23 protein-coding genes are annotated in these 25645 nt (G+C 65.7%); 4 read left to right on the top strand and 19 right to left on the bottom strand.

Going from position 1 to position 25645, the window contains the following annotated elements; all coding sequences use genetic code 11:
- Nucleotides 1–14: 14 nt before the first annotated feature.
- Nucleotides 15–713 carry a fumarylacetoacetate hydrolase family protein gene (locus A3CW_RS0100710; RefSeq protein ID WP_028201842.1) on the bottom strand — a complete coding sequence of 233 codons (699 nt, stop codon included), beginning with the start codon at nt 711–713 and terminating at the stop codon, nt 15–17.
- Between the two features lie 279 nt (nt 714–992).
- Here A3CW_RS0100710 and ybiB point away from each other — a divergent pair, with 279 nt between their 5' ends.
- Both ybiB and leuA read left to right on the top strand, forming a co-directional pair.
- Complete coding sequence (gene ybiB, locus A3CW_RS0100705) at nt 993–1955, top strand: DNA-binding protein YbiB (RefSeq protein WP_028201841.1); 963 nt, start codon at nt 993–995, stop codon at nt 1953–1955.
- Nucleotides 1956–2540: 585 nt separating this feature from the next.
- The gene (gene leuA, locus A3CW_RS0100695) at nt 2541–4187 is read left to right on the top strand and encodes a 2-isopropylmalate synthase (RefSeq protein ID WP_028201839.1); all 1647 of its coding nucleotides are present in this window, start codon (nt 2541–2543) and stop codon (nt 4185–4187) included.
- A gap of 150 nt (nt 4188–4337) precedes the next feature.
- Here the strand turns inward: leuA and A3CW_RS0100690 are convergent, their stop codons facing one another.
- Complete coding sequence (locus A3CW_RS0100690; RefSeq protein WP_028201838.1) at nt 4338–4721, bottom strand: nuclear transport factor 2 family protein; 384 nt, start codon at nt 4719–4721, stop codon at nt 4338–4340.
- 575 nt (nt 4722–5296) lie between these two features.
- Between A3CW_RS0100690 and rpoH the strand changes: the two genes are divergently transcribed.
- Nucleotides 5297–6232, top strand: coding sequence for an RNA polymerase sigma factor RpoH (rpoH, locus tag A3CW_RS0100685; protein ID WP_028201837.1), 936 nt, complete (start codon nt 5297–5299; stop codon nt 6230–6232).
- A 176-nt stretch (nt 6233–6408) separates the two neighbouring features.
- Here the strand turns inward: rpoH and nagE are convergent, their stop codons facing one another.
- The 11 genes from nagE to A3CW_RS44770 all read right to left on the bottom strand — a co-directional run bounded on the left by nagE (nt 6409) and on the right by A3CW_RS44770 (nt 19521).
- Nucleotides 6409–8172 carry an N-acetylglucosamine-specific PTS transporter subunit IIBC gene (gene nagE / locus A3CW_RS0100680; protein ID WP_028201836.1) on the bottom strand — a complete coding sequence of 588 codons (1764 nt, stop codon included), beginning with the start codon at nt 8170–8172 and terminating at the stop codon, nt 6409–6411.
- A gap of 120 nt (nt 8173–8292) precedes the next feature.
- Complete coding sequence (ptsP, locus tag A3CW_RS0100675) at nt 8293–10887, bottom strand: phosphoenolpyruvate--protein phosphotransferase (RefSeq protein ID WP_051481080.1); 2595 nt, start codon at nt 10885–10887, stop codon at nt 8293–8295.
- 12 nt (nt 10888–10899) lie between these two features.
- Nucleotides 10900–11907 carry an SIS domain-containing protein gene (locus tag A3CW_RS0100670; RefSeq protein ID WP_028201834.1) on the bottom strand — a complete coding sequence of 336 codons (1008 nt, stop codon included), beginning with the start codon at nt 11905–11907 and terminating at the stop codon, nt 10900–10902.
- On the bottom strand, nt 11900–13003 hold the full coding sequence (gene nagA, locus A3CW_RS0100665; RefSeq protein WP_028201833.1) for an N-acetylglucosamine-6-phosphate deacetylase: 1104 nt from the start codon (nt 13001–13003) through the stop codon (nt 11900–11902). The genes A3CW_RS0100670 and nagA overlap by 8 nt, the downstream gene beginning before the upstream one ends.
- Nucleotides 13004–13079: 76 nt before the next feature.
- Nucleotides 13080–13814 (bottom strand): GntR family transcriptional regulator, encoded by a 735-nt coding sequence (locus A3CW_RS0100660; RefSeq protein WP_028201832.1) that lies wholly within the window; start codon nt 13812–13814, stop codon nt 13080–13082.
- Between the two features lie 463 nt (nt 13815–14277).
- Nucleotides 14278–15090: a MetQ/NlpA family ABC transporter substrate-binding protein gene (locus A3CW_RS0100655; RefSeq protein ID WP_028201831.1), complete on the bottom strand. Its 813-nt coding sequence runs from the start codon at nt 15088–15090 to the stop codon at nt 14278–14280.
- 190 nt (nt 15091–15280) lie between these two features.
- On the bottom strand, nt 15281–15922 hold the full coding sequence (locus A3CW_RS0100650; protein ID WP_028201830.1) for an SCO family protein: 642 nt from the start codon (nt 15920–15922) through the stop codon (nt 15281–15283).
- Nucleotides 15923–15926: 4 nt separating this feature from the next.
- On the bottom strand, nt 15927–16832 hold the full coding sequence (cyoE, locus tag A3CW_RS0100645; protein ID WP_028201829.1) for a heme o synthase: 906 nt from the start codon (nt 16830–16832) through the stop codon (nt 15927–15929).
- Between the two features lie 9 nt (nt 16833–16841).
- The gene (locus A3CW_RS0100640; protein WP_028201828.1) at nt 16842–17951 is read right to left on the bottom strand and encodes a COX15/CtaA family protein; all 1110 of its coding nucleotides are present in this window, start codon (nt 17949–17951) and stop codon (nt 16842–16844) included.
- Nucleotides 17952–17989: 38 nt separating this feature from the next.
- On the bottom strand, nt 17990–18634 hold the full coding sequence (locus A3CW_RS0100635; RefSeq protein ID WP_028201827.1) for an SCO family protein: 645 nt from the start codon (nt 18632–18634) through the stop codon (nt 17990–17992).
- A 104-nt stretch (nt 18635–18738) separates the two neighbouring features.
- Nucleotides 18739–19521: an SURF1 family protein gene (locus tag A3CW_RS44770; RefSeq protein WP_051481079.1), complete on the bottom strand. Its 783-nt coding sequence runs from the start codon at nt 19519–19521 to the stop codon at nt 18739–18741.
- A 105-nt stretch (nt 19522–19626) separates the two neighbouring features.
- Here A3CW_RS44770 and A3CW_RS0100625 point away from each other — a divergent pair, with 105 nt between their 5' ends.
- On the top strand, nt 19627–19836 hold the full coding sequence (locus A3CW_RS0100625) for a twin transmembrane helix small protein (protein ID WP_028201826.1): 210 nt from the start codon (nt 19627–19629) through the stop codon (nt 19834–19836).
- Nucleotides 19837–19970: 134 nt separating this feature from the next.
- Here the strand turns inward: A3CW_RS0100625 and A3CW_RS0100620 are convergent, their stop codons facing one another.
- From A3CW_RS0100620 to coxB, 6 genes are all read right to left on the bottom strand, one after another.
- Nucleotides 19971–20828 (bottom strand): cytochrome c oxidase subunit 3, encoded by an 858-nt coding sequence (locus tag A3CW_RS0100620; protein WP_028201825.1) that lies wholly within the window; start codon nt 20826–20828, stop codon nt 19971–19973.
- Between the two features lie 103 nt (nt 20829–20931).
- Nucleotides 20932–21093, bottom strand: coding sequence for a DUF2970 domain-containing protein (locus A3CW_RS44765; protein ID WP_373682561.1), 162 nt, complete (start codon nt 21091–21093; stop codon nt 20932–20934).
- A gap of 109 nt (nt 21094–21202) precedes the next feature.
- Nucleotides 21203–21781 carry a cytochrome c oxidase assembly protein gene (locus A3CW_RS44760; protein WP_051481078.1) on the bottom strand — a complete coding sequence of 193 codons (579 nt, stop codon included), beginning with the start codon at nt 21779–21781 and terminating at the stop codon, nt 21203–21205.
- A 40-nt stretch (nt 21782–21821) separates the two neighbouring features.
- Entirely contained in the window at nt 21822–21962 is a 141-nt protein-coding gene (locus A3CW_RS53200) for a cytochrome oxidase small assembly protein (RefSeq protein WP_208867222.1), read from the bottom strand.
- A gap of 137 nt (nt 21963–22099) precedes the next feature.
- Nucleotides 22100–23713 carry a cytochrome c oxidase subunit I gene (gene ctaD / locus A3CW_RS0100600; protein WP_028201823.1) on the bottom strand — a complete coding sequence of 538 codons (1614 nt, stop codon included), beginning with the start codon at nt 23711–23713 and terminating at the stop codon, nt 22100–22102.
- A 175-nt stretch (nt 23714–23888) separates the two neighbouring features.
- Nucleotides 23889–25556, bottom strand: coding sequence for a cytochrome c oxidase subunit II (gene coxB / locus A3CW_RS0100595; protein ID WP_028201822.1), 1668 nt, complete (start codon nt 25554–25556; stop codon nt 23889–23891).
- Nucleotides 25557–25645: the final 89 nt, after the last annotated feature.

Here is a 25645-nt window from a genome sequence, read left to right as displayed (position 1 = left end):
GCGGCGCGCGGCGCTCAGACGACCCGCACGGCGAATTCGCCGATCCCTGCCACACCGCCCGTCATCAGATCGCCCTTGACCACGGCGCCCACGCCTTCGGGCGTGCCCGTGTAGATCAGGTCGCCGGCCTTGAGCTCGAACAGCGTCGAAAGGAACGCGATCGTGTCGGCAACCGGCCAGATCATCTGCGAGATGTCGGAGCGCTGCTTGTCCTCGCCGTTGACCGCGAGCCAGATTTCGCCCTTCGCGAGCTGGCCGATCTTCGAAACCGGATGGATCGGGCCGATCGGCGCCGAATGGTCGAAGCCCTTGGCCGTATCCCACGGACGACCGAGCTTCTTCGCCTCGCCCTGCAAGTCGCGGCGCGTCATATCGAGGCCGAGCGCGTAGCCATACACGTGGTCGAGCGCGCTCGCGACCGGAATGTCCTTGCCGCCCTTGCCGATGGCCGCGACGAGTTCCATTTCGAAGTGCACGTTCTGCGATTGCGCGGGATACGGGAATTCGGCGGTCGAGCCGGGCGCAACGTAGAGCACGGCGTCGGCGGGCTTGGAGAAGAAGAACGGCGGTTCACGGTTCGGATCGTGGCCCATCTCGCGCGCATGCGCTTCGTAGTTGCGGCCAACGCAATAGATGCGCCGCACCGGGAAACGCGTGTCGCTGCCGGCCACCGGCACCGAGGCGAGCGCCGCCGGTTCGAATACGTACGTCATGGAGTTCTCCGTCTTTGTGATGGGGCGTGCGCGAGGCACGCGGGCCTGTAGATCGCTCGGCTTGCGCCGCCAGAACAATCGCGAGTGTAACGCGCGGCGGTGGGCGTGCGCGGCGGTGCCTGCAAGTAGCCGGCGAGGTGGGGCCGCCCAGGTGGGGCCGCCCAGGCGGGCCGCGGGCGTGGCCGGCGAGCCGCGCCGTGCTCGTGCGATACTTGTCGCATCCCCCATTTCAATATGACGGCGGCCCGCCGCACGCCGTCGAACGAACCGCGCTCGCCCATGACCACCGCCGACTCCACCGACATCTTCCCGTGCGCCCGCTTCATCAAGGAGATCGGCCGCGGACCGCACGGCGCACGCTCGCTCTCGTCCGAAGACACGCACGCCCTTTACGCCGCCATGCTCGACGGCCGCGTGCCCGAGCTGGAGCTGGGCGCGGTGCTGCTCGCCTACCGCCTCAAGGGCGAAACCGCGGATGAGCTGGCCGCCATGCTCTGCGCTGCGCACGCCTCGTTCGCGCCGCTCGCGGTGCCGCAAGGCGACTATCGGCCCGTGTCGATCCCAAGCTACAACGGCGCGCGCAAGCAGCCGAATCTCGTGCCGCTGCTCGCCTTGCTCCTCGCGCGCGAAGGCGTGCCGGCGCTCGTGCACGGCGTCGTCACCGATCCGGGCCGCGTGACGAGCGCGGAAATCTTCGCGGCGCTGAATCGGCCCGAAGCAAGCGATCACGCCGAAATCGAGGCGCAACTCGCGTCGGGCCGCGTCGCGTTTTCGTCGATCGAAACGCTCGCGCCCAAACTCGCGCGCCTGCTCTCGATGCGCCGGCGCATGGGCGTGCGCAACTCCACGCATACGCTCGTGAAGTTGCTGCAGCCGTTCGCCGAGCCGGGCCTGCGTCTCGTGAACTACACGCACCCGCCGTATCGCGAAAGCCTGAGCGCCCTCTTCGCGGCGCATCCGGAAGCGGCGGTGGGCGGCGCGTTGCTTGCGCGCGGCACCGAGGGCGAAGCCGTCGCCGATACCCGCCGCCAGGTGCAGGTCGACTGGCTGCACGACGGCATCTGCGAAACGCTGGTCGAACCGGAGCGCTCGTCGCCCGGCGCGCCCGAAATCGATCTCCCCGAAGGTCGCGACGCGCCCACGACGGCCGCCTGGATCGAAGCCGTGTTGCGCGGCGAAGCGCCGGTGCCGGAAGCGATCGCGCGCCAGATCGAGACGATCAAGCGCATCGCGAAGCGCTGACGATCGAACCGGAAGCGCGCCGCTCAAGCCGCTGAAAGCCATGCGGGGCGGGCGACCGGCGCGTTCCGACGCAGGCGCATCGGAGCGCTTCGTCGGCCATCTTCACGCATCTTCACGCGGCCAATCTGCAAATTCTCTGTTGACACGCGCATCCGCCCTGATTTACATTGGACGAATGCGTTCCTACCCGAACACCCTCCGAATTGCCCTCGGCCGACTATCGGCCCTATCGCTACGCCTAGCCTAAAGCTGGTGTAGCGCCGCAACGACCACCTCCTCCGGTCACCGCGGTCCTCCCAAAGCCGTTTTCGCAGTACCCCAAAACCGCAGTATCTCTACAACCTGTCGTCTGCATTCGTCCGCTTACCGTTCGGACGAGTCGCGAGGTCAAAATGCACGTTGCATGGGCATCGTTCACGTCCGCTTTCGCCGCGCCGGCTACCGCCGTCACCGTGGCCGTCTTCTTCGCGTCCGAGGTTGCCGCCCGTACGCATGAAGTTTCGCGCATCGTGCTCCGTCGTCAGCCCGCCAGCCGCCCGCTGCCGACCGCCATCGCAAACGACACCATGAAGAACGAGGCTCGTCATGTTGCGTAATCCCGCCGAGAAATACCGCCCCTTCCCCGCCATCCGCCTGAACGGCCGCAAATGGCCGACGCGCACCGTCGAACGCGCGCCGATCTGGATGAGCACCGACCTGCGCGACGGCAACCAGTCGCTGATCGAGCCGATGAGCATCGAGCAGAAGACCGAATTCTTCGAAATGCTCGTCGCGATCGGCTTCAAGGAAATCGAAGTCGGCTTTCCGTCCGCTTCGCAGACCGACTTCGATTTCGTGCGCAAGCTGATCGACGAAAAGCGCATTCCCGACGATGTGACCATCGAGGTGCTCGTGCAGTCGCGCGAAGAATTGATCGCGCGCACGTTCGAGGCGCTCGAAGGCGTGCCGCGCGCAATCGTCCACCTTTACAACGCGATCTGCCCGTCGTTCCGCAAGATCGTGTTCGGTCAGTCGAAGGATGAAGTGAAGGCGCTTGCAGTCGAAGGCACGCGCATCATCCGCGAACATGCCGATAAAAACCCGCAAGCGCACTGGACTTACCAGTATTCGCCCGAAACCTTCAGCATGACCGAGCTGACCTTCGCGCGCGAAGTCTGCGACGCGGTAGCCCAGACGTGGCGCCCGACGCGCGATCACAAGATGATCGTGAATCTTCCGGCGACCGTCGAAGCGGCGATGCCCAACGTCTACGCCGACCAGATCGAGTGGATGGATCGCAATCTCGCATACCGCGACAGCATCGTGCTTTCGGTGCATCCGCACAACGACCGCGGCACCGCGGTGGCCGCCGCCGAAATGGCGCTGCTCGCGGGCGCGGACCGTATCGAAGGCTGCCTCTTCGGCAACGGCGAGCGCACCGGCAACGTCGATCTCGTCACGCTCGCGATGAACCTCTACACCCAGGGCATCGACCCGGGCCTCGACTTCTCGGACGTCGACGCCGTGCGCCGCGTGGTCGAGCGCTGTAACCAGTTGCCCGTGCACCCGCGCCATCCGTACGCGGGCGACCTCGTGTTCACGGCGTTCTCGGGCTCGCACCAGGACGCGATCCGCAAGGGCTTCGCGCAGCAGCAGGCCGACGCCGTCTGGGAAGTGCCGTATCTGCCGATCGATCCCGCCGACCTCGGCCGCAGCTACGACGCGGTGATCCGCGTGAACAGCCAGTCGGGCAAGGGTGGCGCGACCTATCTGCTCGAGCGCGGCATGGGCTTCACGCCGCCGCGCCGCGTCCAGATCGAGTTCAGCCACGCCGTGCAGACCGCCGCCGATACGTCGGGCGAAGAAATCACAGGCGATGCGGTCTGCGCACTGTTCGCGCGTGAGTACTTCGAAACGCGCGGGCCGGCTGCCAGCGCCGGTTCAGGCCGTGTGCGCTGGGAAGGCCGTGATGTGGCCATGCCGGCTACCGCCAGCAGCGACGAAGCGCATGCGCAAGCCGTGGCCGCCGCCATCGCGGCGATGGCCGGCGAGCGCATCGAAATCACGTCGTTCGAGACCGAGCGCACCTCGCAGGGCGGCACGGCCGTGTTTGTCGGCGCGCGCGTGGGCGGCCAGCCGTTGCGCCACGGCGTGGGCGTGGGCGAAGACGCGGTCCATGCGTGCGTCGCGGCAGTCGTTAGCGCGGTGAATCGCGCTGTCTGGCCGCAAGTGGATCGGCGCGCGGCGGCCTGACACCTTCCGCGCGTGTCGCGCGCGGTGCGCGAAGCAGTTTGAGTTTCAGCAGGGAAATCGGCGGCATTGTTGAGCGCCGGCGGCAAAACGGGCCGCCGGCGTGCGCCTGAAGCGCCCAAGCGGCGTTTCAGCGAGTGGACTTACCGGTCGTCACTCGATCGCGCAACGCGTCGCCTGCCATGCGAGCAGGCGCCAGTGGCCCCCTTCCTGCGTCTGGATCGCCGTATAGGCAATAGGAAAGAGCAGCGCACCGTTGTTCGCTTCCATCTCGATAAGCACGCGGCCGGAGACCACGCAGGCCTCGTTGCCCGCGTGCAGCACGTCCTGCGACTGGATCTCGATCTGGCGGTAGCGGCGGCGGCCCGCCGTGATCGCGTCGATGAACTGCTGCTTGGTCTCGCGTTTGCCGTTGGTGTGGACGAAGGTCGCGTGATCGGACAGCAACTGGTCCAGCGACGTGCCGTCGCCGTCGACCATCGCGCGAAAACGCTCGCGCTCAAGTCCGCGAATCGCATCGATTAGTTTTGCCGCCATCGCTAGAGCCCCTTGCGCGTCGACCCGCGCCTGAGCGCAGATCGACGCCGAAGATTTTCTACATACGTCTGGCTGAAATTTATACCAGGTTTTGGCGCATGGATACTTGCGATCAAAGACAACGCCTCCATGTATGGTGCATACGCCACGCGCCCGGCGAAAACCGCGCGTGGCGCTAGCGTCATCCCCACGGCCGCGCCCGGATGTCGCAGCGCAGCACTTTCGTCTTTGTCCGATGTCTATTTGTCAGATTCCGTGGCAAAGTCCAAGCGCTCCGCCGCCCTTCGAGCACCGCTGATTCAACCCTTTATTTCCCGCGCTCTCGCGCTGGACTGCTGCCCCGTTCTAGAGTGTTCCTTCGGCCTGCCCCTGCGCGGGCCTGCGCCGGGCACCAGGCCCCGCCCTGCTTGACTGCCGGCGTTTAGTGTAATCTATCGATACAACCATTTCGATAGGAACCAAGGAACCTTGAAGCCCCTACAGACTCCAAGTATTAGCACTCGGGGATTCAGAGTGCTAACATCCACCGTGGAGTCGGTGTCTGACTTTTGCAAGATTCCTGAGGAGTTCGCTACGTGAGCAACGCAATGACCATGACCCTTCCGAGTACGCTGAGCCCGTCGTCGGCCAAGGCCGGGGGCTCATTGGCGCTCGCGAATGCTTCCCTGTTGCCCGGCCAGCTGGGCAATATCGACGCCTATATTCAGGCCGTGAACCGGATCCCGATGCTGACGCCACAAGAAGAGCGTCAGTTCGCGACCGAGTTTCGCGAGCAAAACAATCTTGAAGGCGCGCGCCGCCTGGTGCTGTCGCACCTGCGTCTCGTGGTGTCGATCGCGCGTAATTATCTCGGCTACGGCCTGCCGCACGCCGACCTGATCCAGGAAGGCAACATCGGACTGATGAAGGCCGTGAAGCGCTTCGACCCCGAGCAGAACGTGCGGCTGGTGTCGTACGCCATGCACTGGATCAAGGCTGAGATCCACGAATACATCCTGCGTAACTGGCGCATGGTGAAGGTCGCCACGACCAAGGCGCAGCGCAAGCTGTTCTTCAACCTGCGCAGCCACAAGCAGGGCCTGCAGTCGTTCACGCCGGAGGAAATCGACGGCCTCGCGCAGGAACTGAACGTGAAGCGCGAAGAAGTCGTGGAGATGGAAACGCGCCTCTCGGGCGCCGATATCGCGCTCGAAGGCCAGACGGAAGACGGCGAGGAGTCGTTCGCCCCGATCGCCTGGCTCGCCGACTCGCACAACGAGCCGAGCGCGGTGCTCGCCGCGCGTTCGCGCGACCGCCTGCAGTCGGACGGCATTGCGAGCGCGCTGGAAGCGCTCGACGCACGCAGCCGCCGCATCATCGAGGCGCGCTGGCTCAACGTGGACGACGACGGTTCGGGCGGCTCGACCCTGCACGAACTGGCCGACGAGTTCGGCGTTTCGGCCGAACGCATTCGCCAGATCGAGGCGAGTGCCATGAAGAAGATGCGCAGCGCGCTCGCCGACTACGCGTAAGCGTCGCCAGGTCTCAACGCCAAACCGAAAACCCCGTTCCCGCGAACGGGGTTTTTCTTTTGCGCGCGGTATGCCAGTGAAAAACGCCGCGGCACCCTGCCGCGGCGTTTTTGTTTCCGGCGCTGCTAAATCGCCGCGGCGCCCGGTACAACGTATGCTGGTTGTCAGCGGATCGATTACGCCGGCTGGAGAGCCAGTTCACGTGCATAGCGCGGTGCGGCGTCGCCGACCACGATGTGCAGCGTATCCGCCGAAATCCACGCTACGTCGAGCGCGCCGAGGCGCTCGCGATCCACGGCCGCCGCGTCGCGCACGATCACGCGCAGGCGCGTGGCCGCCACCGCGTCGAGCGAGACGATATTGGCAACGCCGCCGAACACCGCGAGCCAGCGCGACGGATTCGGATCGAGCGGGCCCTGCGCGACATCCGCGCTCGCGTTCGCCTGGATAGCCTGGGCCGCCTGACCCGCAGGCTGCGCCGCCGAAGCCGCCCTGACAGCCGCCGCGCCACCGCGTGCGATCTCACCGCGAATCTCATCGGCGATGATGTCCGCTTCCGGCCCGATGATGACCTGCACGCTTTCGCCGCCGCGCTTGAGCACACCGCGCGCGCCGATCGCCTTCAACGCCGGCTCGGAAACATGCGCCGGATCGGCCACCGTGAGACGCAGACGCGTCGTGCAGGCATCGACCACCTTGAGATTGGCCGCGCCGCCCAGCGCATCGATATAACGCGCAGCACGCGAGAGCGACGCCGCCGTGGCCGCGCCGCCAGCTGCCACCGCCACGCCCGACATCGACGAGGCGATTGCCGTATCGCCCGCCGAGGCTTCACGGCCCGGCGTGGGCAGATTGAAGCGGCGGATGAAGAAGCGGAACAGCCCGTAGTACACGACCGCATAGACCACGCCGAGCGGAATCGCATACCAGCCATGCGTGGAGAGCCCGTAGTTCAGCACGTAGTCGATCGCGCCCGCCGAGAACGTGAAGCCGAGCTTGATGCCGAGCAGCGAGCAGATCGCGAGCGACAGCCCCGTGAGCACCGCGTGGATCGCGTAGAGCACGGGAGCGAGGAACATGAACGTGAACTCGATCGGCTCGGTCACGCCCGTGAGGAACGAGGTGAGCGCCATCGAAAACAGCAGGCCGCCCACCATCGCGCGCTTGTCCTTCGGGGCTTCGTGCAGCATCGCGAGGCACGCTGCCGGCAGGCCGAACATCATCACCGGGAAGAAGCCGGCCATGAAGCTGCCCGCCGTGGGGTCGCCCGCGAAGAAGCGGTGCAGGTCGCCCGTGACGGCCGCGCCGCCCGCTGCCGGCGTGAACGAGCCGAACACGAACCACACGAGCGAGTTGAGGATGTGGTGCAGACCCGTGACGAGCAAGAGCCGGTTGAGCAAGCCGTATACGAAGGTGCCGATCGCGCCCGCCGTAGTGAGCCAGTGGCCGGCGGTGTCGATCACGCCCTGCACCGGTCCCCAGACGTAGCCGAACGCGATACCCAGCACCAGACACGTGAGCCCTGTGACGATCGGCACGAAGCGTTTGCCGCCGAAGAACGCGAGGAACTCGGGCAGCTTGATGTCCTTGAAGCGGTTGTACAGCATGCCCGCGACGACACCGGCCACCACGCCCGACAGCACGCCCATGTTGAGCTTGTCGTTGATGTCCTTCATCACGGCCGTCTGGACCAGATAGCCCAGCGCGCCCGCGAGGCCGGCGACGCCGTTGTTGTCTTTCGCGAAGCCCACCGCAATGCCGATCGCAAACAGCAACGGCAGGTTATCGAAGATCGCGCCGCCCGCGTCGGCGATGATCTTGATGTTGAGCATGTCGGCCTGGCCGAAACGAAGCAGGATGCCGGCGACCGGCAGCACTGCGATGGGAAGCATCAGCGCGCGGCCGAGGCTTTGAATCTTGAGAAACGGATTGCCATCCATTGAACTGCCTCCAGTCTCTATTTCTTGCTTGACGTGTGTGGGTGAGAGAAGCCGGCGCGCGATCGCTGCGCGCGCCGGCGTGTTTTTAAGGATTGCTTAGGGTGGGTGAAACAGAAACCATCAATCGAGCGGCCAGCTTTCGCGGCTTGCCGCACGCACGGCTTGCGCCGATTCGAGTGCGAGTGCGTTCTGCGCGCGCTCGCGACAGTCGTTGTAGTCGAGCTTGCGCACGCGCGCCTTGATCGACGGCACGGAAACCGGATCGACGGAAAGCTCCGTCACGCCGAGGCCGACGAGCAGCGGCACCGCGAGCGGATCGCCCGCCAACGCGCCGCACACGCCGACCCACTTGCCGTGCTGGTTCGCGCCCTCGACCGCCGCCGCCACGAGACGCAGCACGGCCGGGTGCAGACCGTCGGCTTGCGCCGCGAGGTCAGGCTGGCAACGGTCCATCGCGAGCGTGTACTGCGTGAGATCGTTGGTGCCGATCGAGAGGAAATCGGCGTGGCGCGCGAGCTGGTCCGCGAGCAGCGCTGCCGAGGGCACCTCGATCATCACACCCACTTCGATGGGCTCCGTGCGGCCCGCTTCGCGTGCGAATGTGTCGATGCGCTCGCGCAAACGCACGAGTTCGCCCACGTCGGTCACCATCGGCAGCAGGATGCGCACCTTGCCCGCCGGCTTCACGGCGACGAGTCCGCGCAGCTGGTCGTCCAGCAGATCGGGACGCACCTGCGCGAGGCGGATGCCACGCAGACCGAGCGCCGGATTCGGCTCGGGCGGCAGCGTGAGATAGTCGACTTCCTTGTCCGCGCCCACGTCGAGCGTGCGGATGATCGCCGTGCGGCCCGCGAGTGCGTCCGTGATGGCCTGGTAGCTCTGAAGATGGTCTTCCACCGTCGGCGCGGCCTGGCGATGGATGAAGAGCAGCTCCGTGCGCAGGAGGCCCACGGCGTCCGCGCCGTTTTCCACCGCCGTGTTGGCGTCTTCCAGCGTCGCGATGTTCGCGGCGACCTCCACCGCGTGGCCGTCGCGCGTGGCTGCGGCCTCGTGCGAGGTGCGGCGGTTCACTTCGCGCACGCCGGCCAGGCGCTGCTTCTCGCTGCGCGCGCGTTCGATGTCGAGCGCGCTCGGCGTGTACGCAAAGCGGCCAGCACCCGCATCGATGACGACTTCGGTGCCCTCGGGCACCGCATGCAGCGCGTCGCCGAGCGCGACGAGCGCGGGAATGCCGGCCTGGCGCGCGATGATCGAGGCGTGCGAGGTCGCGCCGCCGCGTGCCATCACGAGCGCCATCACGCGCTTGCGGTCGAGCGAGGCGAGATCGGAAGGCGTGAATTCGTCGGCGGCGAGCACGGCTTCCTCGGGCAGCGTGCGCGCGGCCGTGTTCGACAGACCAAGCGCGCGTAGCACGCGCTTTTCGAGGTCGCGCAAGTCGGCGGCGCGCTCCGCGAGCAGCGGATCGTCCACCTTGCCGAGCACCGCGATCTGCGCGCGGATCGCTTCGCGCCACGCGTAGCCCGCGCTCTTGCCGAGGCTGATCGCATCGCGCGCGGCGTCGACGAGCGTCGGGTCTTCGAGCAGCACGCGGTGCATCGTGAAGATGCCCGCCTCGCCGATCGCGCCGCGTTGCGAAGCCGTGCGCACGCTCTGGTTCAGCTCGGCGTCCACCGCGGCGATGGCCTTGTCGAGCAGGCGGCTTTCCGCGGCCGATGGGCCGCTCGCGAGTTCCGGCGGCGTCAGTTCGGCTTCGTCCCAGCGCACCAGCTTGCCCACCGCGACGCCCGGCGCCGCGCACACGCCCGCGAGCACGCCCGGCTCGGCGGACGACGCCACGGCGGCCGCTGCTTCCTGCATCACGGGCGCGGGCGACTGCAGCCGCGCCGGTGCTTCGCCGCCCTCGCCGGGCGCTTCGCGCAGGAGTTCGCCCGCTACGGCGTCCACGGCGCGCTGCGCCTCCACGCCGATGCCGACGAGTTCGATGGTCGCGCCCTCGCCCGCGCCGAGGCCCAGCAGGCCGACGACGCTCTCGATGGCGGACTTGCGCTCGCCAAAGCGGACCTCGACGCGCGCGTCGATGCCGCGCACCGCTTCGCGCGCCCGCGCCGCGGGCCGCGCATGGAGACCGCCCGCATGCGTGAGCGTGATGCTGCGGCGCACTTCGTTCGCGATCAATTCGTGGGCGGCCGCGATCTCCGCGCCGTCGCGCACGCGCAGCACGAGCAGCGCGGACTTGCCCGCTTCGACGTGACCCGCGCCCGCGCGCTCGATCACTTCGAATGCATCCGAATTGGCGATCGCAACGACCGAAACGAGGCTCGGCGCATTGCACGCCACCACGTCGAGATCGAACTCGATCAACGTGTCGCCGAGCCGCACCTGCGCGCCCTGCGCGACCTTCGGCGTGAAGCCCTTGCCGTTCAGCTCGACGGTGTCGATGCCGACGTGCACGAGCACCTGCGCGCCTTCGGCCGTTTGCAGCGTGACCGCGTGGCCGGTGCGCGCGAGATGCACGACGATGCCGTCGCACGGCGCGACAACACGGCCGGCGAGCGGATCGACGCCGATGCCGTCGCCGAACAACCCTTCCGAGAACACCGGATCGGGCACCGACGCGAGCGGCACGACCGGCCCGGTGAGCGGAGAGACCAGGACGATGTGCCCCTCGACGCGAGTATGCGGATCCATCAGGCGAGACTCCTCGATGCGTTCCATTCGCTTTCCAATCTAGTGGGTTTCGGTGACTTTGTTCAGGTAACGCGGCTCGTCAGGATTGCGGCCGCGTGCGGCAGCGAGGGCCGCCGCCATTACGTAGAACGACAAAATGGCCGCGATCGGATCGAGTGCCGCATCGGCAGCCGTCTCGAGCGGCAGCGCAGCGCCGGCTACGTCGGCAGGCGCCGCGAGCAGCACGCGCGCACCGCGCTTCTCCATGTCGCGGGCGAACTCGATCAGGCCTGCCTGCTCCGGCCCGCGCGGGGCGAACACGAGCAGCGGGTAATCGCTGTCGATCAGCTCCATCGGGCCGTGGCGCACTTCGGCGCTCGAAAACGCTTCGGCCTGAATGCCCGAGGTTTCCTTGAGCTTGAGCGCAGCCTCCTGCGCAATGGCGAGGCCTGGACCGCGGCCGATAACGATCATCTGTTTCACGTCGCGCAACTCTTCGACGGCCTTCGACCAGTCGAGCGTGCCCGCGCGATCGAGCGCGTCGGGCAGCGCGCGCACGGCGTCGAGGAACGCGGCGTCGCGCTGCCAGAAGCCGACGAGTTGCGCCGACATCGCGAGCATCGCGATATAGCTCTTGGTGGCCGCCACGCTCAGCTCGGGACCGGCGAGGAGCGCCAGTTCCGTGCCCGCGGCCTCGGCGAGCGGCGAGCCCGCGACGTTGACCATCGCCGCCGTCAGCGCGCCGGCTTCGCGCAGCGCCTTGATCGTCGCGACGAGGTCAGGACTCCTACCCGATTGGGAGAAAGCGAGGGCGAACTGGCCGCGCACACGTAAGGGCGCCTGCTGGAGCGTCGCGATCGACATCGGCAGCGTGGCCACCGGCACGCCGATGCGGCTCATGGTGAGCGCAGCGAAGTAGCTCGCCGCGTGGTCCGAACTGCCGCGCGCGACGGTCAGCGCGACGTGGCGCGGCTCGGCCTTCAGCGCGCGGGCGAGCGCTTCGACGCGCGAGGTGTCCGCGAGCTGCGCGGCGACGACGCTGGCCGAGGCCAGCGCTTCTTTAAGCATATTCGACAATCGATTCTCCTTCGACGTAAGTCGCGGTGAGCGCCAGCTCGCGATCGAACACGTTGACATCGGCCCATGCGCCGCGCACGAGGCGGCCGCGGTCTTCGATGCCGAGGTAGTCGGCGGCGTAGCGCGACAGGCGCGCGGACACGTCCGCGATCGGCAGTCCGATCGAGACGAGGTTGCGCAGCGCCTGGTCCATGGTGAGGGTGCTGCCCGCGAGCGTGCCGTCGGCGAGACGCACGCCGCCAAGGCATTTCGTCACGTGCTGGCTGCCGAGGCGGTATTCGCCGTCGGGCATGCCGGTGGCCGAGGTGCTGTCGGTCACCACATAGAGACGCGGAATGGCGCGCAGTGCGGCGCGGATCGCGCCGGGATGCACGTGCAGCAGGTCCGGAATGATCTCCGCGTACTCGGCATGCGCGAGCGCCGCGCCGACCACGCCCGGGTTGCGATGGTGCAGTGGCGACATCGCGTTGAAGAGGTGCGTGAAGCCGCAGGCGCCGTGCTTGAGCGCGGCCACGGCGTCGTCGTAGGTCGCGAGCGAGTGGCCGATCTGCACGCGCACGCCGCGCGCCGCCATTTCGCCGATGATCTCGATATGGCCCGCGATCTCGGGCGCCACGGTGACCACGCGAATCGGCGCGATCGAGAGGTACTTGAGCACTTCGTCGAGCACGGCCGAAACGGCGGCGTCGGGCTGCGCGCCCAGCTTGCCCGGGTTGATATACGGGCCTTCGAGGTGCACGCCCAGCACGCGCGCGCTGCCCGCCGTGCGGTTGCGCGTGACGTTGCCGAGGCCCGCGACCACGTTCATCAGCTCGTCGCGCGGTGCGGTCATGGTGGTGGCGAGCAGGCTCGTGGTGCCGTAGCGGGCGTGGGTGCGCGCGATGGTTTCGATCGCGTCGCCGGCTTCCATCACGTCGGCGCCGCCGCCGCCGTGCACGTGCAGGTCGATGAAGCCCGGCAGGATGTAGGGCGCGTCGTTGTTCGCCGGATCGGTGGCCTCGCCCGTGATCGCGGTGATGCGTCCGTTCTCGAACGACAGCGTGCCGTGGATCCAGCCTTCAGGGGTGAGTATGTTTCCGCTCAGCATGAGAGTTTTCCGATGAGGCGCATCGAAGCGCGGTAGGACGTTTCGGTGACGTGCATGAGAGAGACTGCGGCGGCGCTCACTGGCGCAGCTCCGCAACGAAGTCGTAATAGCCGTCGCGGCAATAGGTGTCGGTCAGCTCGATGGCGCGCTGATCGGCGGAAAAGCCCACGCGCGTGATGACGAGCAGCGCCGCGCGCGGCTCGACGCCCATCAGCGCGGCGATCTCGCCCGTCGCGTTGAGCGCGCGAAAGTGCTGCAGGGCGCGTACCACGGGCACGCGGCGCTGCTCCAGATACGCATACAGCGAGCCCTCGATGGCTTCCGGGTCCGGCACGATCGATACCGGCAGCGCCGAATGCTCGACGGCCATCACGGTGCCGTCGGCGCGGCGCAGGCGGCGCAGGCTCGCGACCGAGGCGCCCGGCGAGAGGCCGAGCTGCACGATCTCCTCGCGGTGCGCGGACCGTACCTCGCGCGCGAGCCATACCGAGTCGGGCGTGAAGCCGCGCTGCTCCATTTTCTTCGTGAAGCCCGTGAGGCGCGAAAGCGGATCTTCCACGCGCGGCGTGATGAAGCTGCCCGCGCCGCGCGCGCGCCGGATCAGCCCCTGCTCCACGAGCAGCTCGATCGCCTTGCGCGCGGTAATGCGCGACACGCCGATCGCGTCCGACAGCGTGCGCTCCGATGGCAGCGCCTCGCCGGCCGACCACACGCCGCAGTGAATGGCCGTGGCAAGGTTGCGCGCCAGCTGCAGATAGAGCGGCGTCACATTGCGCGCATCGGGCATCAGGGCAGACCAACGGGTTTCCATGGACTTGGCGCCAGCGGTTGGACGATCGTGGGGGCCGGACGGGCATGCGGCGTGGCAGTGCCGGTTGTGCAGATTGGTCCGGTGCGAAAGCGAGCCCATTATATAACCACAATAAGACCAGTCAACAGATGCCATCTCGCCGCATGGTATCGAAAAATATCGTTAAAAATCAATATATTACACGAAAATACAAGGCTCCGGCGGGGCGCAGTCCAGCATCAGGATTTACCCTGGAGCGGTATCCATAGGGCGCCACAATGGGACCAAAGCGGCATCAAAAGGTTATCTGACATAGCCCACCGTAGTACCGCCGTAGGACCAGGACGCGACTTCGACAGGAAAGATCGCGCAGACCGCGATAGTGCACGCGCAATAAAAAAACGCCGTGGCGGTCGCCACGGCGTTCGGGTTCTGGCGGGCTACCGCGTCGATTGGACGCAGGCAGCCGCTTACCAAAGGTCCCTTAGAACGACGGAACCATCGAGCCCTTGAACTCGCTCTTGATGAACTGGCGCACGTCTTCCGACTGGTAGGCGGCGACCAGCTTCTTCACCCACGGCTTGTCCTTGTCCTGGGTGCGAACGGCGATCAGGTTCGCGTACGGGCTGTGGACGTCCTCGATGGCGATGGCGTCCCTGGTCGGCTGCAGGCCGGCCGCGAGCGCGTAGTTCGTGTTGATCACGGCGGCGTCCACGTCGCCGAGCGCGCGCGGAAGCTGCGCGGCGTCGAGTTCGACGAGCTTGATCTTCTTCGGATTTTCGGCGAGGTCGAGCGGCGTCGCGTTGTTGCCGTTGGTGCCCGCGCCAGCGCGCAGCTTGATCAGGCCCTTGCCTTGCAGGAGCAGCAGCGCACGGTTTTCGTTTGACGGGTCATTCGGCACGGCGACCTTCGCGCCTTGCGGCAGCTCGTTCAGCGATTTGAGCTTCTTCGAGTACACGCCGATGGGCGAGATGTAGGTGAGGCCCGCGTTCACGAGCTTGTAGCCGCGCTGCTTGATCTGGCTGTCGAGATACGGGCCGGTCTGGAAGCTGTTGGCGTCGAGGTCGCCGGCGTCGAGCGCGGCGTTCGGCTGCACGTAGTCGTTGAATTCGATGACCTTGACGTTCAGGCCTTCGCGCTTGGCGACCTTCTGGACGACGGCCCAGACTTGCGCGTCCGGACCCGAAACGGTGCCGACCTTAATGACCTGGTCGTCGGCGCGGACGCCGAAGCTGGCTGCGAGCGTGGTGGCGGCGACGCCGGCGAGGAGTGCTTTAATCAGATTTCTGCGCTGCATGGAGATGATGTTTCTGCGTGGTTTTGGTGTTGCTCCGGTCCCGTGGCGTTGTGCACCATCTGCCGGACGATATAAATCGTCTCATATGGAACCGGTTGCGGGAAATAATGAATTCGCATACTGGTATGCCCGCGCCGCCCTGAAGCGCGCGGCGCGTGTTCGCTCTCGAGGCGAACACGCGGGCTCTCCGCTAGTCGGGAGTCGAACCGAGGAGGATCTTTAGATCGTGCAGCCAGGGCGTGACGCCCTGCCCGTCGCGCGCGAAGAGGCGCAGTTTGCCGGTCGTGTCGAACACGTAACTCGCGGCGGTGTGGTCCATCGTGTAGCTATCCGGCGTGTTGCCGGGCACCTTCGCGTAGTACACGCGGAAATCCTTCGCCACCTGCTTGAGCTGGTCTTCGTTGGCCGGGCGCAGCCCAATGAAGGTCGGATTGAACGCGGCTGTGTACTGGCCCAGGATCTGCGGCGTGTCGCGCTCGGGATCGACGGTAACGAACAGCACCTGCACGCGCTTCGCCGCATCGGGCCCCAGTTGCTGGAGCGCCTGCGAAAGCTCGGCCATGGTGGTCGGGCAAACGTCCGGACAGTGCGTATAGCCGAAGAACAGCACGACCACCTTACCCTTGAAGTCGGCGAGCGTGCGCGTCTTGCTGCTGGTGTCGGGCAATGCGAAGTCCTTGCCGAACTGGGTATTGCCGGTGATGTCGAGGTTCGAGAACGCGGGCGGCTGCCGGCCGCAGCCCTCGAGAACCAGTGTGCCGCCGAGCGCGCCTGCAGCGGCAAGCGCGACGACCGTGGCGCGCACGAAGCGCGCAAGCGTGCGGTGGGCCATATCGTTACGCCGCGATGAGCGCATGCACGTAATGGTCGACGAGCAGCGCCACGAACAGCAACGAGAGGTAGATGATCGAGTAGCGGAAAGTCTTGCGCGCCAGTGCGTCGGAATACTCGACGTAGATCTTCCAGGCATAGGCAAGGAACACGGCGCCGAGCAGCACGGCCGAAGCCAGATACAGCACGCCGCTCATGCCCGAGATGTACGGCATCAGCGTGACCGCGAACAGGATCACGGTGTAGAGCAGGATATGCAGACGCGTGTACTTCTCGCCGTGCGTGTTGGGCAGCATCGGCAGGCCGGCGTTTTCGTAGTCCTTGCGGCGGTAGAGCGCGAGCGCCCAGAAGTGCGGCGGCGTCCACACGAAAATGATGAGCACGAGAATCCAGGCGTCGGCGGGCACGTGGCCCGTCACGGCGGCCCAGCCGAGCGCCGGCGGCATGGCGCCGGAGGCGCCGCCGATCACGATGTTCTGCGGCGTGGCCGGCTTGAGCAGCAGCGTGTAAATGATCGCGTAGCCGATGAAGGTCGCGACCGTGAGCCACATGGTGAGCGGATTGGCGAACGTGTACAGCACCCACATGCCGAGGCCGCCGATCACCGCCGAAAAGATCAGGATCTGCTTGCTAGTGATCTCGCCGCGCGCCGAAGGACGCCAGGCAGTGCGACGCATGCGCGCATCCACCTTTTGCTCGACGAGACAGTTGATCGCAAAGGCCGCGCCGGCCGTGAGCCAGATACCGACGGTGCCGCCGACCAGCTGCTTCCAGGGCACCATGCCCGGCACGGCGAGGAACATGCCGATCACGGCGCAAAACACGGCCAGTTGCGTGACGCGCGGCTTGGTGAGCGCGAGATATTGGGAAATCCGGCTACCGGGCGTCTGGGATAGGGTTGTACTTTCCATAGGGCGGGATCACACCGCAGCGGTGTCGCGCGCAGGGAGAACGGCGCGGCCGGGGCGGCTACAAGCAATTCGAAAGTTTAGCACGACGACCAAAAGCAGCAGGATCGCCGCGCCACCGTTGTGCGCCACTGCCACGGGCAGCGGCCACTGCAGCACGATGTTGGAAAGCCCTGTCAGAAATTGGATAAAGATCACGATCATGATCCAGTTTGCCGGGCGTCGCAGCGAGGCATAGCGTCGCAACTTGAGGGCGAACCATACCAGATAAGCGATCACGACGAACGCGAACGTACGGTGCGTCCAGTGGATCGCGACGAGCGCGTCCTGCGTGATCACGTCGCCGTTGCCGTCCATGCCGAGCGCGCGCCAGAGGTGGAAGCCGTGATGGAAATCCATCGGCGGAATCCACGCGCCGTTGCAGGTCGGGAAGTCGGTGCAGGCCAGCACCGCGTAGTTCGTGCTCACCCAGCCGCCCAGCGCGATCTGCACGACGAGCAGCACGAGCGCAGCCAGCGCGGCCACGCGCCAGCGCGCGGCGTCGGGCTCGTAAGCGGGCAGCGGCGTCATGCGTGCGGCGAGCCACGCGAGCGAGCCGAGCAGCGTGAGGCCGAGCAGGAGGTGCGTCGTGACGATGATGGGCTGCAGCTTCATCGTCACCGTCCACGCGCCGAACACACCCTGCACGAGGATTAGTCCAAGCAGCGCGGTGGGCCACCACGGCGACACATGCAGCGGCAGGCGCTTGATGCGCGCGCGCCAGGCAATCGCCATCTGCGCAATGATCAGGACACCGATCGCCATGGCGAAATAGCGGTGGATCATCTCGATCCATGCCTTCGTCATGCTCACGGGGCCGCTCGGCATCGCGAGATGCGCCGCGGCAATCTGCGCATGCGCGATAAACGGCGACGAGGTGCCATAGCAGCCCGGCCAGTCAGGACAGCCGAGGCCCGAGTCGGTCAGGCGCGTAAAGCCGCCGAACATCACGAGGTCGAGCGTCATGAACGTCGTGAGCCACACGAGCTTGCGAAACTTGTTGTCGTCGGCCTTCACCCAGACCCACGAGAGCGGCAGCAACGCGACGCACAGGCCAATCAGGCCCAGCTCCAGGATAAACATCTCTCTTACTCTTCTCTGTCAGACTCGCGCTGCGCACCTTAACCGATGCGGGACCACTTGAGCAGTTTAGTGACGTCTTGTTTGATTTTCGACGGATCGGCATGCGCCGGGAATCGCATCATCAGGTTGCCGTTCGGATCGACCAGATAGATGTGGTCGGTATCGTTCGTCGTCTGCGTAGCGGGCAGCCACGCGGCGACCGCGACCGGATCGGCGCGCAACACGCGCGTGTCCGCGTAGGCGCCCTTCAATTTCGCGGGGACGCTCGCGTCGTCGGTGCGCAGCCAGACCGTGACGATGCGCTCGCGCTCCGGGCCCTGCGTCGCGCGCACCTGGCGCATGAAATAGAGCTTCGTCGCGCAGGCTTCGTCGCAGTCGCCGCCATTCACCGAGATCATCAGCCAGCGGCCCTTGAGCGAGGCGAGCGGCACTTCATGACCGTCGTCGCCCGTCACCATGAGCGCACCGGGAATGGGCCGCTGCGGCTCGATGAGCGCGCCATAGCTCGTCGTGCCGCCCTTCGGTTTGATCACGTAGTACGTGAAGTACGAAATCGCGATCGGCGCGCCGCAGATGAGCGCAATGATGAGCAGCGTCCAGCGGCCACGCCGCTTCGCGTGCTGCTGTACGGGCGTGGCGGCCGGCTTTGCGACCTGGGCGGAACGGGGGGATTGCGTCGACACTCTCGTGGAACCTCGCTTCTGTCGCTTTCAGTTGTCCATGTGCTGCATGCGCAGCGCCATTGTCCGGATCATGCCGGGATCGAATTGATTCGTCCGACCGATCATCAGGCGTCCTTCGCGCTGCCTGCGTCTTGCCTTTCGGGCTCTTCGGCGTGCCGCCCAGCTTCACCTTCAGTGCGCGCTTTTGTCGCAGCCTTGCGGGCCGCAAACAGACCGAAACCAAGGGCTGCGAGCGCCATGCCCCACCACTGGAGCATGTAGCCGTAGTTGCGCTCGACATCGGTGTCCGGCACCGGCCAGTCGCGCACGAGCCCATCCTTGAAGGCCGGCACAAAGCCGGTCTGCTGGATCACGAACGGTTGCAGCGGCAACCCGGTTTCCGCTGCGTAGGAAGCGACGGCGAGATTCTGCCGTATCTTCAGATGCGCTGCAGAGCCGCCCGCACCGAGTTCGAACGCGCGCGAGGCGTCTGCGCGCGCGATGCCTTCGACCACGACCGGCCCAGGCGGCGTGACATAGGGCGCGATCGTGGCGCGATCCGCGATGTTGCGCGGCAGCCAGCCGCGATTGACCAGCACGTAGCCACCGCCCTCGAGTTTAAGCGGCATCACGACATAAAAACCCGGCTGATCGTTATACGGGCGATTGTCGAGATACACCACGCGCTCGGGCAGGAACGTGCCCGTCGCGCGCACGCGATGAAACTCGATGTCCTTCAGCGCGAGCGGCGTGACGCCCACCGGTTGCGGCGCAGACGATTCGTACTGCGTGATTTGCGCCTGCAGCGCCTCCTTCTGATGCGCGCGGTCGCGCTGCCAGAAGCCGAGCCGGATCGTCACGGCCATCACGATCAGGATGAGCAACGTGGGGACGAGCCGGATTTTCATTGGGCACGTCCGATGCGAAAGATACAAGTGCTCGAACCCCGCGCCGTGTGGCACGGTGCGATAATGAGACAGACGTTTTCAGGCATGCCAAATTCCGTGAACTTCATGCACATACTCGTCCCCGTTGCGTTCGCGCTGATCATCGCGAGCATGATCTCCGCGCTCTACTTCATGATGCACGACCGGGGCCGCACCAAGCGGATGGTCTGGTCGCTCGCCACGCGCGTGGGCCTTTCCATCTCGCTCTTTCTGTTCATCCTGTTCGCGCACTGGATGGGCTGGATCCAGTCCACCGGGATCCCTTACGGTCGCTGAGCGCCGCAGACCGTCACTGAACACCTCAGCGCAAACCCCATTCCGCAAAACGCAAGGCGCCGCGCCGACGAGGTCGGGCGGCGCCTTGTTTCATTCTCGTCTCCCGCGCCGCGGCCCGCGCGGCGCACCACGCATCACAGCCAGTACACGACGATGTAGAGGCCGAGCCACACTACGTCCACGAAGTGCCAGTACCATGCCGCGCCTTCGAATGCGAAGTGATGCTCCGCGGTGAAGTGGCCACGAATGAGCCGGATCATCACGACCGTGAGCATCGTGCCGCCGAGAAACACGTGGAAGCCGTGGAAGCCCGTGAGCAGGAAGAACGTCGAACCGTAGATGCCCGAAGCGAGCGTGAGGTTCAGTTCGCCGTACGCGTGGATGTACTCGAACGCCTGCAGGAAGAGGAAGCACACGCCCAGCACGATCGTCGCGGCGAGCCACGCGATCGCCTTCGAGCGATGATTGTCGCGCAGCGCGTGGTGCGAAACGGTGAGCGTCGCGCCCGAGGAGAGCAGCAGCGCCGTGTTGATGGTCGGTACGGGCCACGGCGTCATCGAGCGGAAGTGCGAGACCAGCGCCGCGGGACCGTTGTTCGGCCACACCGCCGAGAAGTCCGGCCAGATCAGCTTGTAGTCGAGGCTGCCGAGCTGATGCAGGGCGATCGCGCGCGCGTAGAAGAGCGCCCCGAAGAACGCGCCGAAGAACATCACTTCGGAGAAGATGAACCAGCTCATGCTCCACCGGTACGACACGTCCACACGCTTGCCGTACATGCCGCCTTCGGATTCGGCGATGGCGTCGCCGAACCAGTGCCACAGCGTGAAGAGCAGCCACAGCAGGCCGACGAGCACGCCGATCGGCCCCCACGACTCGCCGTTGATCCACGACGCGAGCGACCCGAGCATGACCACAAGCCCAATGGACGCGCTGATCGGATGCCGCGACGGGTGCGGTACGAAGTAGTACGGGCTATCGTTTTGGCCGCTCATGCCAGTTTCTCCAGTTTCCAGTTGCACCGGACATCGCCGGCTGCATTTGTCCGAGTGTGTCCTCGTTATTCACTGCTATGCGCGCGGCGTTGCGCGCACTCGCTCATCCCACCACCGCGTGCACGATCAACAGCAGCACGACGATGAACAGCACCGCGCCGATGATGCCCGCGATGATCAGCTGCACGGGGTGGAGGTTCGCGGCGTCGTCTTCGAGGTCGGCGCGTTTGCGCACGCCGAGAAAGGACCACGCCACCGCTTTCATCACCTGCAGGATGCCGCCCTTCTTCTTCGCCGGCCTCTCAACGCCGCTGCCGCGTTCGTCGCTCATGCGCCTCTCGCCTCCTGGCTTCGTTGACCTCGGCACCGCAGACTCATGCGCCCGCCGACTGTTTCGGCGGCGGCGGCACGGCCGGCTTGTTCAGCTCGAAGAACGTGTACGACAGCGTGATCGTCTTCACGTCCTTCGGCAGCTTCGGGTCGATCACGAACACCACCGGCATGCGCTTCGTCTCGTTCGCCTTCAATACCTGCTGCGTGAAGCAGAAGCACTCGATCTTGCGGAAGTACTCCGTCGCCTGCTTCGGCGCGTAGCTCGGAATGGCCTGCGCGTCGATCGTGCGTCCTTCGTTGTTCGAAATGTCGTACATCACCGTCATGACTTCGCCCGGATGCACGTCGAGGCTCGTCTGCTCCGGCTTGAAGCCGAGCAGCCCGCGTGCGTTCGCGTCGAACTCCACCGAGATCGTGCGCGTCATGTCCACCTGCGTGTTGCGCGCCTCGCGCTCGGTGGCGTCGCGTTGCACCAGGTTGTTGATGCCCGTAACCTGGCAGATCGCGCGATACATCGGCACCAGCGCAAAGCCGAACCCGAACATCAGCAGCGCCACGACGACGAGCTTGATGAGCATCGACCGGTTGAACGCGCGATCATTTCCAGCTTGCGTGGACATCGAACTTCCTCGAACGATCTTCCGGCAAACGCTCTGCGCGTCAGTGACCGGGGAAATACACCTGCTTGACGACGGCAGCCACAAAAAAACCGACTACGACGGCCAGCAAGATGAGGCCGAGCCGCAGATTGCCCGCGCGGATCTGCTCGGGCGTGCGTCTTTTTTGTGGATCCCGGGTCATGCGTTCAGCGCGGCTCGCCGCGGCTTCTCCTTGCATCGTGAATCGCCTCTCGTACGTGCTCCGATGAAGACTGCATGAAGACCGCGGACTTCGTTCGCGTCCGGCTGCGCACAGCCGGACGCCACACACTCAACGACTTACTCGACCGTCGGCGGATTCTCGAACGTGTGGAACGGCGCCGGGCTCGGCACGGTCCACTCGAGGCCCGTTGCGCCATCCCACGGCTTGTCGCCGGCCTTTTCCAGCTCGCCGCCGCCGCGATACGCGGGCAGCGCGACAAAGAACAGGAAGTACACCTGAGAAAGCCCGAAGCCGAAGGCGCCGATCGTGATCACCTGGTTCCAGTCGGTGAACTGGGCCGGATAGTCGGCATAGCGTCGCGGCATGCCGGCCAGGCCGACGAAGTGCATCGGCAGGAACGCGAGGTTGAAGAAGATGAGCGAGCACCAGAAGTGGATCTTGCCGCGCGTCTCGTTGTACATCCAGCCGGTCCATTTTGGCGCCCAGTAGTACCACCCTGAGAACAACGCGAATAATGACCCCGCCACCAGCACGTAGTGGAAGTGCGCCACCACGAAGTATGTGCCGTGATACTGGATGTCGAGCGGCGCCATGGCGAGCATCAGGCCCGAGAGACCGCCGAACGTGAACACGATCAGGAAGCCCACGGCCCACAGCATCGGCGTTTCGAACGAGAGCGAGCCGCGCCACATCGTGGCGACCCAGTTGAACACCTTCACGCCCGTCGGCACGGCGATCAGCATCGTCGCGTACATGAAGAAGAGCTGGCCCGTGACCGGCATGCCGGTGGCGAACATGTGGTGCGCCCAGACCATGAACGACAGAATCGCGATCGACGCCGTGGCGTACACCATCGAGCTATAGCCGAACAGCGGCTTGCGCGAGAACGCCGGAATCACCTGCGAAACGATCCCGAACGCCGGCAAGATCATGATGTAGACCTCGGGGTGCCCGAAGAACCAGAAGATGTGCTGGTACATCACCGGGTCGCCGCCGCCGGCCGCGTTGAAGAAGCTCGTGCCGAAGTGGCGGTCGAACAGCAGCATCGTGATGGCGCCCGCGAGCACCGGCATCACGGCGATCAGCAGGTAGGCGGTGATGAGCCACGTCCACACGAACATCGGCATCTTCATGAGCGTCATGCCGGGCGCGCGCAGGTTCAGGATCGTCACGACGATGTTGATACCGCCCATGATCGACGAGGCGCCCATCATGTGCAGCGCGAAGATCGCGAAGTCCATGCCCGGGCCCATCTGCGTGGAAAGCGGCGCGTAGAGCGTCCAGCCCGCGGCGGTCGCGCCGCCCGGCGAGAAGAACGAGCCGACCAGCAAGCACCCGGCGGCGGGCAGCAGCCAGAAGCTGAAGTTGTTCATGCGCGCGAACGCCATGTCCGAGGCGCCGATCTGCAACGGAATCATCCAGTTCGCGAAGCCCACGAAGGCCGGCATGATCGCGCCGAACACCATGATGAGACCGTGCATCGTGGTGAGCTGGTTGAAGAACTCGGGGCGCATGATCTGCATGCCCGGCTCGAACAGTTCCGCACGAATGGCGAGCGCCATGACGCCGCCCGAGAGGAACATCACGAACGAGAACAGCAGATACAGCGTTCCGATGTCCTTGTGGTTCGTCGCTAGCAGCCAGCGGCGCCAGCCGTGGGGCGTGGCGTGCGCGTGGTCGCCGTGCACGTGGCCGTGCCCTCCAGCTACATCGTGTCCGATGCTAGACATGACTTATCTCCTGTCGGCCCGGAGCTGGCACCTTAGCGCCTGACTCCAGCCCCATGCAATTTAACTGCGGAAGCGAATTGCTTTGTCTCTTGCTGCAGCGTTTGCCTGCTTGTTTTATGCTCGCGCAGCGCTTGTCCTGCGTCTGTTGCTGCTTGTCCTTCTCGCGCTGGGCCGCTCAGGCCGCTGCGCTGATCTCCACCCGGCGCGCTTCTTTCGCGTTCGCGCCGCCCGTGATCGTTTCCGGCTTCTTCAGAATGATGTGGTCTTCGGCAATGCCTGCCGCCTTCATCGCGTCGCGCACCGCTTGCGCCCGGCGCTTGGCGAGCTCGGCGTTCGTGCTGGCGTTGCCGCTCGAATCGGTGTAGCCCGAGAGCGTGAACTTCGCGTCCGGGTGCGCCTTCGCGTAGTCGGCTGCGGCCTGGATGGCGTCCTTCGCGTCGGCGGGAAGCGTGCTCTTGCCCACTTCGAAGTAGACGCTCGCCGGCAACGCGGCCGCGCTCGGCGCTGCTGCGCCCGACGCCTGATCCGCGCCGCTTGCGGGTGCCGCACCGCTTGCCGCACTCGCTTCGGCTGCGCCGCTGGCTTCTTCCGCACCGCTTGCCGCGGCTGCGCCGCTCGCGCCGCCCTCGCCCGCTGCCGCCATCGAGCCGCCGCCCTCGGGCATCTTGCCGTTACGCGCGTCGGCAACCTGACGCGGCTGCAGAATGTCGCCGGTGTGGTTGCCCCACGAGTTGCGCTCGAACGTGATGACCGAAGCGATCTCGACGTCGTTGAGTGTGGGCGCCCACGAAGGCATGGCGTTCTTGCCGTGCAGGACGATGCTCACGTGCCCGGCGAGCGGACCCTGAACAACCTTGCTGCCGTCGAGCGCCGGGAACGCGCCCGCGCCCTTGCCGGTGGGCTGGTGGCACACCGCGCAGTTCGAGTTGTAGACCTTCTCGCCGCGCTCCTTCAGCTCAGCCAGCGTATAGGTCTTGTTCGGGTCGTCGTTGGCGGCGGCCATCTTCGCCTTTTGCGTATCGACCCACTTCGCGTAGTCGTCGTCGGAGAGCACCTCGACCACGACCGGCATGAACGCGTGCTCCTTGCCGCACAGCTCGGTACAGAAGCCGCGATAGGTGCCGACCTTGTCGGCCCTGAACCACGTGTCGCGCACGAAGCCCGGAATCGCGTCCTGCTTCACGCCGAACGCGGGCACGTACCACGAGTGCACGACGTCGTTGGCCGTGGTGATGATGCGGATCTTCTTGTTGACCGGCACGACCAGCGGATTGTCGACTTCCTGCAGGTACGTATCGGTGATCGGCACGCGGTTGTTCACCTCGGAGCGCGGCGTGCTGAGCGTGGAGAGGAAGTTGATGCCCTCGCCCGGCCCCTTCACGTAGTCGTAGCCCCATTTCCACTGGTAACCCGTGACCTTCACGGTGAGGTCGGCGTTGGACGTGTCCTTCATCGCGACGACGGCCTTGGTGGCGGGCAACGCCATCAGCACGACGATGATGAACGGCACCACCGTCCAGATGATTTCGACCGTGGTGCTCTCATGGAAGTGAGCGGCCTTGTGGCCTTTCGATTTACGGTGCGCGTAGATCGAATAGAACATGACGCCGAACACGCCGACGAAGATCACGGCGCACAAGAGCAGCATCATCATATGGAGGCTGTAGAGCTCTTCGGCGATGCGCGTGACGGGCGGCTGGAAATTGATCTCGTTCACCGCAGGGCCGCCTGGGCTGTCTCCGACTGCGAGTGCCGCGCCGGCGACGAGGAATCCGCTGCACGCCAGCACGCCCTGGAGGGCTCGCTTGATTGTTTTCATAGCTTCCTTACCCATAATTTCCATTCAAACCCTCGACCCCGCAGGAAGGTTTTGCAACCAGGGCGCCCCCTGGGACGCTCATACCGCCAACCGGCAAACTCACGCGCCGCGCA

The organism is Paraburkholderia nodosa DSM 21604, from assembly GCF_000519185.1.
Classification (GTDB): Bacteria; Pseudomonadota; Gammaproteobacteria; order Burkholderiales; family Burkholderiaceae; genus Paraburkholderia; species Paraburkholderia nodosa.
The sequence above is the reverse complement of the archived record's forward strand: the minus strand, read 5'-3'. Positions and strand labels throughout refer to the sequence as shown.